At 36.1% G+C, this 13,484-nt stretch carries 7 protein-coding genes; 6 read left to right on the plus strand and 1 reads right to left on the minus strand.

Features of this window, described 5'->3' with window-relative positions; genetic code table 11:
• The first annotated feature begins 34 nt into the window (after positions 1-34).
• Entirely contained in the window at positions 35-646 is a 612-nt protein-coding gene (locus tag ACFOOI_RS03460) for a YceI family protein (RefSeq protein ID WP_379835098.1), read from the plus strand.
• A 242-nt stretch (positions 647-888) separates the two neighbouring features.
• Positions 889-4,092 carry an NPCBM/NEW2 domain-containing protein gene (locus ACFOOI_RS03465; RefSeq protein WP_379835101.1) on the plus strand — a complete coding sequence of 1,068 codons (3,204 nt, stop codon included), beginning with the start codon at positions 889-891 and terminating at the stop codon, positions 4,090-4,092.
• Positions 4,093-4,167: 75 nt separating this feature from the next.
• Here the strand turns inward: ACFOOI_RS03465 and metH are convergent, their stop codons facing one another.
• On the minus strand, positions 4,168-7,923 hold the full coding sequence (metH, locus tag ACFOOI_RS03470; protein WP_379835103.1) for a methionine synthase: 3,756 nt from the start codon (positions 7,921-7,923) through the stop codon (positions 4,168-4,170).
• Between the two features lie 149 nt (positions 7,924-8,072).
• On the opposite strand from metH, the gene ACFOOI_RS03475 reads away from it, so the two are divergent.
• The 4 genes from ACFOOI_RS03475 (at position 8,073) to ACFOOI_RS03490 (ending at position 13,483) form a co-directional block, all read left to right on the plus strand.
• The gene (locus ACFOOI_RS03475; RefSeq protein ID WP_379835105.1) at positions 8,073-8,537 is read left to right on the plus strand and encodes an Lrp/AsnC family transcriptional regulator; all 465 of its coding nucleotides are present in this window, start codon (positions 8,073-8,075) and stop codon (positions 8,535-8,537) included.
• A gap of 399 nt (positions 8,538-8,936) precedes the next feature.
• Positions 8,937-10,697 (plus strand): hypothetical protein, encoded by a 1,761-nt coding sequence (locus tag ACFOOI_RS03480; protein ID WP_379835108.1) that lies wholly within the window; start codon positions 8,937-8,939, stop codon positions 10,695-10,697.
• A 115-nt stretch (positions 10,698-10,812) separates the two neighbouring features.
• A complete protein-coding gene (locus ACFOOI_RS03485) occupies positions 10,813-11,241 on the plus strand; it encodes a hypothetical protein (RefSeq protein ID WP_379835110.1) in 429 nt (142 codons plus the stop codon).
• Between the two features lie 49 nt (positions 11,242-11,290).
• Entirely contained in the window at positions 11,291-13,483 is a 2,193-nt protein-coding gene (locus ACFOOI_RS03490; RefSeq protein WP_379835113.1) for a TonB-dependent receptor, read from the plus strand.
• The last annotated feature ends 1 nt before the right edge of the window (position 13,484 follow it).

Raw genomic sequence — 13,484 nt, forward strand, 5'->3', positions numbered from 1 at the left:
ACATAAATTATATAAAACATTAAAATCTCTAAGAATGAAAAAATTATCAACTTTAGCACTTGTAGCTGTATTTGCTTTAGCAACTTGGTCATGTACCTCAAAAACCGAAACAACAGAAGAAACTGCAGAAATGGCTGGATTGCCAGATGGTGAATTAGCAATTAACTCTGAAGGTAGCTCGGTAGAATGGAAAGGAGAAGTTTTGGGAATGAAATCTCACAACGGAACAGTGAAACTTACTGAAGGAAACTTAACTGTGGCAGATGGAAAAATCACCGGAGGAAAGTTTGTGGTAGATTTAAGTACTATTACACCCTTGGATTCTACATATGATGCGGAAAATACAAAAGAGAAGTTGGTAGGTCATTTATCTTCACCAGACTTTTTCAATGTTTCTGAATTTCCAACAGCAACTTTCGAGATCACGAGTATAGAAGGTGCTGACATAAAAGGAAATTTGACTATCAGAGGTAAGACTCACGAAGAAATGGTTAAAAATGTAAATATAGATGCTGAAACTGGAAAAGTTTCGGGAGTATTGACTTTTGACCGTAGCAAATACGATGTAAGTTTTAAAATGCCAGTTGCTGATTTAGTATTGAGCAACGAAATTCCTTTAAATATTAATCTAGCGATTGCTAAATAAAGAATATAATCTGTAAATACGTATGCCTCTTAGTGCTTGCCATTAAGGGGCATTTTTTTTACTTCAAAAATATGCTTTTAATAATATATTAAATGGTAGCAACTTTTAGTTAACAACTTCATTTTGTGTAGTTTTTGTATAAATATTTTATAGGATTTAAATTTAATTGACCGAAGAATAAAAATATTATGGCTTAAAGTGATTTTTAAAGGATATTTAGGTTTTACAAATCCTAAGTCCCTTTGAAACCATTTATCAAATTCCTTACTTTTAAAGCTATAAAAAGCAGATTTTCTTATTTTGCTTGGTTCGTTTTGATCCCACTTTTTAGCTTTTCCCAATCATTGCCATCCGGGTTTTATATCGAGGATATTGGAGCATGGAATACACCTACTTCTATAGCTTTTGATTCACAAAACAACATGTATGTAGCTGAGCGTGCCGGCAAAGTTTATGCACTTAGAAGTGGTGTTAAAACCTTGGTGGTAGATTTGTCAGAAGAAGTTTCCACTTTTAATGATCAAGGTATGTTAGGGCTCGCTCTTGACCCAAACTTTCTCTCTAACGGTAGGTTTTATGTGTTTTATAGTGTGGATAGGCATCATTTATTATATTACGGAACGCCCTCTTACAACCCCAATGCCACGTCTCAAGGGCCCACTATTTGCAGAGTTACCCGTTATGAGGTCAATACAAGTAATTACACCAGTTTAGTCGCGAACTCTCGATACATTTTAATCGGTGAAACTATAAGCACCGGAATTCCTATGGTGGGGCCATATCACGCAGGAGGAGATTTAAAATTTGCCAAAGACGGTTCCCTTCTTATTGCTGCAGGAGATGGAGCCTTAGATGGCGAAGAATTTGAGGATCAGGCATATGCCAATGGCATTATTAACTCTGACGAATATGCGGCAGGATTACGCTGGAGATGTCAAATACTTAATTCATTGAACGGAAAACTCTTACGAATAAATCCAATCAATGGTGAAGGATATCCCTCGAATCCTTATTATCAAAGCGGAAGTCCAAAGTCGCCGCAAAGTAGAACTTTTGCACTAGGGCTCAGGAATCCGTTCAGAATGAATATAAAGGCAAACACAGGAAGTTCGGATGTTACGTTTGGAGACCCTGGCATAGTATATTTGAATGATGTAGGCCAAGATACCAAAGAAGAAATAAATGTAGTTACCACAGCCGGTCAAAACTTTGGTTGGCCTCGATACGAAGGTATAGATATAATTTATGGCACCAAGCCAGCTTACCACCCCGCTTCACACGAAAGACCAAGGTTAGAATACCCTCATAGTTCAGCTTCAGTGCCTAGAGCTATTATTAATAATCAAATAGTTACTTATGGAACAGGGAGTTTTACTGGGCCAAACTTTACGGGTTCTGCCACAGTAGCATCTGCTTTTTATACGGGCACAAAATACCCAGCGGCGTATCAAGGAAAGTATTTTTTCTGTGATTTTGGTGAACAATGGGTTAAATACATTGGCATAGACCAAGACGATAATCCCGGAACGGTCTCAAATTTTAGTCCAAGTATTTTACAGTTAATTTGTTTGGTTTATAATCCCAATGACGAATACTTATATTTTGCAGCTCATAATAATAGAATTGGAAGGATAAACTACAATCCAAATGCAAATCAGCCACCAGTCGCTAATTTTTCATCTTCTAAAGCATATGGCAGTTCGCCATTGACGGTGGCTTTTGATGGCTCCTATTCGAGTGACCCGGAATTAAGTTCCTTAACTTATTCTTGGAATTTTGGCGATGGACAAACATCTACACAAAGTATAGTTAATCATACATTTACGGGCAGTGGACCTTCCGTTTTTAATGTAACTTTATCTGTTACAGATAATGCAAATAACACTTCTCAAAAAACTCAAACTATTAATATAAACAACACGCCTCCTCAAATTATAAGTACGGGTATTGATAACATAAATGTGTACGAAGGAACCACAGCACCAGCAGTGAATTTGACTTGTAACGTAGCCGATGCTGAGCATAACATAGCGAATCTGACGTATTCTTGGGAGGTGTTTTTATATCATAATACGCATAGGCATTTAGAATATTCATCACATTACCAAAACGGGGGCACATTTCAGCTTTCAAGTTTACCTTGCGATGAACAAGTTTATTTTTATCGGATATTTTTAACCGTCACAGACCCGCTCGGCTTAAGTACAGTTTTTTCGAAGGATATATATAGAAATTGTAATTCAACTGATTTGACCCCTCCCGAAAATGTAGGATTAAAAATAGAAAAATTCACTTCGAATGGATTCACCATAAACTGGAATACTCCAACAGATAATGATGCTTTAAAGTCTATTGAAGTTAAAATAAATGGTACTACAATTACACATTTGGCAAGTAGTATTACTACTTATCTTTATAAAAATAATTACAAAATAAGCGGTCAGGAATATACTGTGGAGTTAGTTTTCAGAGACAAAGCCGCAAATGTTTCTAGTTCGCCTTTGGTAAAGTTTACTGTTCCTACTATTAATTGTGCTTCAAGCACGCCCACATATTTATCTGATTTGGTACCTACAAGTTCTACAAATGGATTTGGCCCAGTTGAAATGGACCAATCGAATGGTTTTTATAATGCTAATGATGGTACGACTTTAAAAATCAACAATCAGAGTTTTGCAAAAGGAATAGGTGTCCATGCCATTTCAGAGGTCGAGTTTAATGTAGCACCTTCATCCAAAAATACTTTTTCAACTACTATTGGCATAGATGATGAAGTTGGGGACCTAGGCACGGCAGTTTTTAAAATATATAAAGACAATGTATTGAGTTTTACTTCGGGAGTTTTGAGTGGGAATGGGCCATCACAAAATGTAAGTTTGGATATCACAGGAACTCAAGTTTTAAAGCTTAGAGTTGAAGATGGTGGCGATAATATTTCACATGACCACGGCGATTGGGCAGACGCAAAAATATATACAGCTTGCATAAACCCAGACTCAGTGGCACCGAGCTTATTTTCTCAAGTTCAAATTACTGGAAATACCTTATCTTGGAATGCTTCTTCTGACGCAATAACACCTAGTGTTATGTATAAAATATATGTCGATGGCGTCTTGTTTGGTTCTACCTCCGGCTTAAACTTTAGTTTGGCGGGTGTCAGTGGCAGTGAAATCAAAATTGTTCACGTACAAGCATTCGATGATTTTGAAAATACCGCATCAAGCAAAAAACTATTTTTTAATCCTTGCCAAACAAGTAGAACCATAACCGATAATTACTCAAATATTACCGAAACACTTTTAGCCAAAGATTACATAATAGGAGGTAGTAAAATTCAAACTAACGCCAATATTATATTTTCTGCATCAAAAAGTATCAGTTTGTTGCCTGGCTTCAGTGTAGAAAACGGTTCAGTATTTAAGACTTTATTAGAAGGTTGTTTATAATTAGCTAATTCAAAGGCCTAAACAACAAAAAGCCCTCAGTTTCCTGAAGGCTTTTTTGCTTATAAATGGACACTATTAATAATTCAAAGTTGGGCTCAGCCACTTTTCTGCTTCATCAATTGACACACCACGTTTTTCGGTATAGTCTATAACTTGGTCTTTGTTTATTTTTCCTAATCCAAAATACTTCGATTGTGGATGGCTATAATAAAAACCACTTACTGCAGATGCCGGCCACATAGCTAAACTCTCAGTTAAGGTTACACCAATGGCTTTTTCTACATCTAAAAGTTTAAATAAGTCGTTTTTAAGTGTATGATCCGGACAAGCCGGGTATCCTGGTGCTGGTCTAATTCCTACATATTTTTCTTTAATCAATGACTCATTGTCAAGATCCTCAGACTGATTATAGCCCCAAAGTTCTGTTCTCACTTTCTTGTGCATCAATTCGGTTAGTGCTTCTGCGTATCTGTCAGCTAATATTTTTACCATAATTGAATTATAATCGTCGTGTTCGGCTTCAAACTTCTTTGCTATTTCATCAGCACCGAAAATGCCCACAGCAAAACCTCCAAAATAGTCTTTTTTACCCGATTCTACAGGAGCCACAAAGTCGGCCATTGAAAGGTTTGGTAGGCTGCTTCCTTTTTGACCTTGCTGACGTAAATGTTGGAATTTACAAACTACCGTATCCCTATCTTCTGTGTAGTAATCATGATTATGAGCCAAAGATGAGCAACTGCTCGTATGTTCACCTTCTTTTTTCTCAAAAGCATAAACTACTTGTGTGTCGCCGTCTTGCGTAGCAGTTGGCCAAAAACCTACTACAGCTTTGGCTACAAACCATTTTTCTTTAATGATTTTGACTAGCATGGCCTGAGCATCGTTATATAGTTTTTGAGCTTCAACCCCTACAACTTCATCCGTTAATATTTTCGGATAATGTCCGTGTAAATCCCACGATTGGAAGAATGGGGTCCAGTCAATAAACTCAGCTATTTCTTTTAAATCATTATTTTCAAAAACTTTTGTTCCTAAAAATGAAGGGCGTTTTAGTTCGCTGGTTTCCCAATCAATTTTTAGTTTATTGGCACGTGCAGCTTCTATCGAAATATAGTTTTTTGCAGTTTGTCTGCTTTCGTATTCTTCTCTGAATTTTGCGTAGTCCTCTTTTGTGTTTTTAACAAATTCTAGGCTCAGGTCTTTACTCAATAAATTACTAACCACAGGAACAGACTTAGAAGCATCTAAAACATGGACCACTGGACCACCATAGAAAGGGTCAATTTTAACTGCGGTATGCACTCTGGATGTAGTGGCTCCTCCTATTAATAGTGGTATTCTTAAATTTCTTTTTTCCATTTCCTTGGCCAAATACACCATTTCGTCAAGAGATGGGGTAATCAATCCACTCAACCCAATGACGTCTACCTGGTGTTCCACAGCAGCATCTAAAATTTTATCAGCTGGAACCATAACTCCTAAATCTACTATTTCGAAGTTATTACATGCCAAGACCACACCCACAATGTTTTTACCAATATCGTGTACATCGCCTTTTACGGTCGCCATTAGTACTTTTCCATTGTTTTTGGCTGTATCTCCAGTTCTTAGTTTTTCAGCTTCTAAAGCGGGTAGGAGGTAAGCTACTGCTTTTTTCATTACTCTGGCAGATTTTACTACCTGAGGCAAAAACATTTTACCAGAACCAAACAAATCGCCCACTACATTCATGCCGTCCATTAGTGGACCTTCAATAATATGAAGCGGTTTATCATATGTCTCGAGTGACTCCTGCATGTCCTCGTCTATAAACTCAATAATTCCTTTTACCAAGGCATGCTCAATTCTTTTAGGAAGTGAATGGCTTCTCCATTCTTGAACCGCCTTCTCGCTTTCTACAGAAGTGCCTTTTAGACTTTCAGCAAGGTCAAGCAAACGCTCCGTGGCATTGTCTCTTCTGTTAAGAAGCACATCTTCAACGCATTCCAAGAGATCCTTTGGAATATCGTCATATACCTCAAGCATAGCTGGGTTTACAATACCCATATCCATACCTGCTTGGGTAGCATGAAATAAAAACGCCGAGTGAATGGCTTCTCTCACTTTATCATTTCCTCTAAACGAAAACGAAACGTTACTAACTCCACCACTAACGTGTGCATGTGGCAGGTTCTCGCGTACCCATTTAGTGCCTTCAAAAAACGAAATAGCATTGATTCTATGCTCTTCTATTCCGGTAGCTACAGGAAATATATTTAAATCAAAAATGATGTCTTGAGGCGGAAATTTCACTTTGTCTACCAAGATATCGTATGATCTTTTTGCTATTTCTATTCTTCTGGCTGTTGTATCTGCTTGGCCGTCTTCGTCGAACGCCATCACAATTACCGCAGCTCCAAAGTTTTTAACGATTGTAGCTTGTCTGACAAACTCTTCTTCTCCTGATTTTAATGAGATCGAGTTTACAATCCCTTTACCTTGTACACATTTAAGTCCTGCCTCTATAATCTCCCATTTCGATGAATCCACCATTACGGGAATCCTTGAAATATCTGGCTCAGATGCCATCAGGTTTAAAAAAGTAGTCATGGCTTCCACGCCATCAAGCATACCTTCGTCCATGTTTACGTCTATCACGTTAGCACCGCCATCTACTTGGTCAAGAGCTACAGTTAGAGCTTCTTCGAAATTTCTATTTTTTATTAATCTCAAAAACTTTTTCGAACCTGTTACGTTAGTTCTTTCACCCACATTCACAAAACCCAACTCTTTGGTTAATGTCAATGGCTCTAATCCGCTTAGTCTAAGACTAGGTTCAATTACTGAAGGTACACGAGGAGAAAATTCTCCCGCTATTTTAGCAAACTCTCTGATGTGGTCAGGGGTAGTTCCGCAGCAGCCGCCTAATATATTGACATAACCTTCTTCTAAAAACTCTCTGACTTGCTCGGCCATGTATGCTGGAGTTTCGTCATATTGCCCCATTTCGTTGGGTAGACCAGCATTTGGGTAAACCGAAACAAAACAATCTGCCACACGCGAAAGCTCTGCTAAATATGGCTTCATGGCTCTTGCTCCCAATGCACAGTTAAGTCCGATTGACAATAGGTCTGCATGAGAAACCGAATTATAAAATGCCTCAGAAGTTTGCCCAGTTAAGGTCCTTCCAGATTGGTCGGTAATAGTACCTGAAACCATAACAGGCATATCGAACTCGGGGTTTTCCTCTTTAATTTTGTTTATTACCAACGAAGCCGCATACAATGCTGCCTTACAGTTTAAGGTATCTGTAACGGTTTCTATCAAAAGTAAATCTACACCACCTGCAATCAAGGCTTCAATTTGTTCTCTAAAAGCACCAACTAGCTCATCGAAGGTAATAGCCCTAAAACCAGGATTATTAACATCCGGAGACAGGGAGGCCATTTTGGTAGTTGGCCCAATAGAACCTGCCACAAAACGAGGCTTGTCTGGATTGGCTAGTGTATATTCATCAGCTGCTTGACGGGCTATTTTAGCACCTTCAAAATTAATTTCATACACAATATCTTCCATGTGGTAATCTGCCATAGCCACCCAAGTACCACTAAAAGTATTTGATTCTATGATATCGGCACCCGCATCAAGGTATTCTTTGTGAATAGCCAATATTACGTCTGGTCTGGTTATAGAAAGTAAATCATTATTTCCTTTTATATCATGCGGGAAGTCTTTGAATCTTTCACCCCTATAATCTTCATCGGTTAGTTTATATCTTTGGATCATGGTACCCATGGCACCGTCTAAAACCAAAATTCTTTTCTTAAGTGTTTCTCTTATGTTACTCATGCTTTTTAAGTCACTTTTTATTCAAAAACAAAATTAGTGAATAATAGATAAAAAAATAAGTGTATGCTTATAAAAATAGATAAAATATCTAAAATTATGTCCAAAAATAAATACTTTATCTATATTTGTGTTTTTTAAAACATATATCGATGGTAAAATTAGACGATACAGACAAAGACATACTTAGATATTTGCAACAAGATGCAAAGCTAACCACCAAAGAACTGGCGAGTCGCTTAAATCTTTCACCTACACCAGTTTATGAGCGAATCAGAAGATTGGAAAATGAAGGTGTCATAAAAAGATACGTGGCCATTGTAGACCGCGAAAAGGTTGGGAAAGATTTAATGGTGTTATGTAATATACGACTAAAAGAGCATGCCAGAGAAGCTGGCGAGGTTTTTGTAAAAACTATCGTAGGTATGACCGAAGTTGTAGAATGCCTAAATATTTCGGGAGATTATGATTTTCTAATAAAGGTAGTAGTAAGTGACATGAGAGAATATCAATCTTTTATAATGAATAAATTGGCCTCTTTAGAAAATATTGGCTCTACCCAAAGTATATTCGTAATGGGCGAAATAAAAGCTGAAACAGCCTATGAACCGAGTTAATTTTATTAATTTTGAAAAGTTTATTTTCGCTTTAAATGTTTTTTTATAGTTCAATACATGTTTGCCTAATATTTCACATTTTAAAAACTTTTTATGTTTAAAAATCTACTAAAAAACACATTTTCATCCACTTGGTCTTATTTTGAAGATATAACCTCTATATCTCATAATTCATGTAATAAACTTCCAACAAAACCTTTAGATCTTTCTTGATTTCTTAGACTTTTATTGCCAAATATTTATTCTAGCTCCTTATAATTAAATATTTAACTAAATATATAATTAAAGCCTAGGACTGAATAATGCTTGTGGAAGAGGTATGCCATGTTTCCTCCGGAAATTTTATGGAAATTATTCTAACTATTATATATTTTTTACCAAACTCAATTTTTTTATTTCATGAAAAACAAACAAATTATAGTTTCGATTTTCTTAACTATAGCCACAATTTCTTCATTTGCTCAAAAAGTAGATATTGACAAAGAGAAGTACTCTGTAAAACGTACATACTTGCCCACTCAACCCGTGAGTAACGACATTTATTTTTACCAAGTAGATGTAAGTTTACCTGTTTCTGTGAGTAAATACATCAAGCCTGAGCAAGTTGCTTCAAATTTCAACATTGAAGGTTTTAAGCAAGCTCAAGGTCAACCAAATTCTATAAAAATCACCTATAATACGAATGATTTTTATATCTCTAGAAATGAGATTATTTCAAGAACGGAAGACATCAAAGACAAAGACGGAAAAGTAACCGGGAAACGTACTTTATATAAAAATAAAGTAAGTTATACCTTTGGATCAAATTATGGTGTAAAAGCACCAGATGATTCGGATATCATAAAAATGACGAACTATAACAACCAAGATGTTAAGGTTTATGAGTCAAACGAATTTTCTACATCAAAGGAAGCGGCTAATAGCTGGAATGATAATGCAGATGCTCAAAAATCAAAACTAATTAATGATTTCATCAACAACAACGTGGATGGAATTAGTAGATATTTGAGAAATCAATTTGGATATACCAAGCAAACCATCAGCAGCTATCTTTGGACAATGGATTCAAAGAAACATGCAGAGAATGAAAAGTTCCAAGCAATGACAAAGCTTGTAATAGAGAAGTTGAAATCCTTAACATATGAAAAAAGACCTGAAGATCTAGAAGCAAGTCTTAAGCCTGCAATTGATTATTTTGTAACAATCAGCAAAGGAGATATGTCTGACAAAAACAACAAAAAGCTAGTTTATGCTGCTGTTTATAACCTTTCTGAAATCTACTATTATTTAGACGAACCGGTTCAATCAAAGATTTATGCGGAGCGATTGATTAACGATGATTTAGATAAAAGAGACGGCAAAGAAGCTGTTAAAAATGCCGATGATTTATTAGAAAAATTTAAGATTAATAAAACTGCAAGCACACACTTTGAGCGAGTTTTTCCGGAGATTGACCAGTCATTAGTGCCGGTAGCTGCAAGTTCATCAGCATCCACTATGGCTGCCGAAGCTCCAAAAACACCTCGTTTTTTAGAAGGAATGGTGATTACACTTGACGATAAAGAGATAGAAGGAGTGTTTATTAATGAATTTGAAAAAAGTCCATGGGAAGTTCAAGATGGAATCAGATTTATTCCCATGACTTTATTTAACGACGGCAAATATGACAAAAAATCATTGACTAAATATTCTCCAAAAGAATTGAAAGGTCTCGCTATCGCAGGTAAACTTTTCGTGCCTGTTTTATTTAGTGACATTTCAAAACTAGCAAACGGAAGCCCACTAGGTGCTACCACGAAGAAGTATTTCTTGGAAGTACAAAAAGATGGCAAGTATAAACTTTTAAAGTATTACGAATCACCAGCAAACCTAACTGCTTTTTCGGGTGAAAATAGTACTGGCCCCAAAGTGGAAGATTTAGGAACAATGGATTTAATTCTTGTTCCTGGTGAAGATAAAGCTAAAAAAGTAACGACTTCATATTTAGAAGAGTTAATTACTCCAAATGCGTCATTATTCGCTGATTATCAAAAAGGAAAATATTCAAAAGACGGAAAAGCGATAAATGTAAAAAGAGGAATGTTAGACAGAATGGCAGCTAAGACTGACTTAGATGAAAACATTGACCTTAATGCTATTATTGACGTATTGAATAAATAATATAGTCTAAAGTTGAACAAAAGGCTGGTTTGGATTCTCAAATCAGCCTTTTTTTATAGTTTTTTTGAATTTTTTATAGGTCCAAATCGTTTTAAATATACTATTTTTGTAATCAATGAAAAACAGAATAAAAAACATATTTACACTATACATGGTTTTTGCCGTTTTGGCGAGCTCTCATGCGTATGCGTATTATGAGCATTTGTGTCTGTTTACAAAAATAAAAACGGTTTCTTTGAGTCCCAAAGACTGTAGCGGCGAAGAGCCACCTGTAAAGTCGCACAAGGAGAATGATGAAACCACTCACTTCGAGAAAAAATCATGTTGTGAGTTAAGTGTTGGATTTAAAAAAGTAGATGATTCTCAAAATCATATTTCTTTTATCGGTTTAGCCGCTTCAGATTTAGTTACTTTTAATAGCCAAAACTTCAATTTTCAGCCTGAATTAATAGTATTTAGTGCTAACATCTTACATTTTGGTGATTCCTCACCGCCATTTCTTTCTCAAAAAACATATATCTCAAATTGTACGTATCTTATATGATTCTTATTTAAGTAGCTTTTTTACAGTTAGTTAAATAATAATTTATCATATGAAATACATATTTTTTATTTTAATATTTGTGGTATATTCCGCAAACGCACAAAAACTCGATGGGCGAGTTACAGATTCCAAAGGTCAAACTCTTCCAGGAGCAGTAGTTTACTGGCAATCTAATTTCAACGACGCCGTCATTTCAGACCTCGAGGGTAAGTTTTCTATCAACAAAAAAAATAATTCTAAAAATTTAATTGTCAGAATGGTGGGTTTTAATACCGACACTATTTTGGTAAAAGATGAACTTAGTTTAATCGTAATTTTAAAAGAATCAGAAAATACGCTTCAGCAAGTGGTAGTAGAAGGCAACGCCACAATTATAGATAGACTATCTGCAATTCATACTGAAGTAATTACTGCAAAATCTTTGGCCAAAGCTGCATGCTGCAACCTGTCGGAAAGTTTTGAAACAAACGGTTCAGTTAGTGTAAGTTACACAGATGCCGTAACAGGTTCAAAACAAATTCAACTCTTAGGTTTATCTGGAACTTATGTACAGACTAACATCGAAAATATCCCTAATTTGAGAGGTCTAGCTACCACTTTTGGTCTCAATTATGTGCCAGGTACTTGGATAGAATCAATCGATGTGGCTAAAGGCGTTGGTTCAGTAATAAATGGCTATGAAAACATGGCTGGGGCAATAAACGTAGAACTAAAAAAGCCTGATCACTCAGATAGGCTTTATGTAAATGCGTATGCAAATCAGTTTGGAAGGGCCGAGCTAAACATCAATTCAGCCAAAAAAATAAGTAAAAAATGGTCTACTGCTATTTTAAGTCATGGCTCATTTTTGAATAACAAAATTGACAACAACGGTGATGGATTTTTAGACTTACCCAAGTACAACCAAATAAACCTAATAAACCGTTGGAAGTACAATTCTGATAGATTTATGGGGCAGTTTGGTGTCAAGTTTTTGAAAGAAAACAGAACTGGAGGACAAGTAGATTATAAAGACCTAGCCACCACCCCAAACATTTATGGTTTCGAAAACCATACACGTAGAGTAGAATTTTTCTCTAAAACGGCCATCCTTTTTCCCGATGCACCTTATAGAGGATTGGGCTTAATCATAAGTGCAATTAATCATAATTCAGACTCTCGTTTTGGAAATAAACCATATGTAGGCATTCAAAATACGCTTTATTCCAACTTAATTTACCAAGATAAAATCGGGAACACAAACCATACTTACAAAACAGGTTTGAGTTTTATGAACGACAATTATGACGAAAAATATGCTGCTTTAACGCTCAAAAGAAACGAAATAGTGCCTGGTGCTTTTTTTGAATATACCTTCAATCATTTAGACAGAACCCTACTTATTTTGGGCTTGAGAGACGATTATCATAATCTGTTCGGGAATCAGTTTACGCCAAGGCTTCATTTTAAGCAAGACATAGGTCAAAACGATACTTACCGTTTTTCGGTGGGAAGGGGCTTTAGAGTACCTAATCCATTGGCGGAATATTTTGGCAACTTAGTTAGTAGTAGAAATGTGGTATTTTTAGATAAAATACAGCCCGAAGTTTCATGGAATTTTAGTACAAGCTATTACAAAACAATAGGTAAACTGAGTATTTCGGCTGAGTTGTATCACAATATCTTCACTAAACAGTGGGTAGCTGACATGGAACATCCTGGTTTTATATATTTTTATGGTTCAGAAAACAAACCCAAAACAACTAGCGGCTTAATAGAGGTAAACTACGGGCCAGTGAAAAACTGGGAGCTAAAAATGGCCTACAGATACGTAAATAGCAAAGTAAACCTGGGTAAACCTTACCAAGAGAATGTATTGGTAGACCGAATGTTTTTGAGCAAAGAGCGTGTTTTATTTAATGTGGCATATGCACTTCCTTACGACAAATGGAAAATAGACGGAACATTACATTGGAATGGCAAAAGAAGAATACCTAATGCAGATCCGCTCTACGATCATACTTCATACGCAGATATGCCCGTGCGTTATGCACCAAGTTTTGTAAATTTAAATGCTCAAGTTACCCGTAATTTTGTCAAATGGGAGTATTATTTAGGTGGAGAAAACCTAACAGGGTTTAAGCAATCAAACCCAATAATAGAGCCCAATAAGCCTTTTGGCAATGGTTTTGATGCCGGAATGGCCTGGGGGCCGATAGTCGGTGCTACTATATATACAGGTGTAAGATTTAAACTTATTTAAT

The sequence above is a fragment of the Lacihabitans lacunae genome, assembly GCF_042649125.1.
Lineage (GTDB): Bacteria > Bacteroidota > Bacteroidia > Cytophagales > Spirosomataceae > Leadbetterella > Leadbetterella lacunae.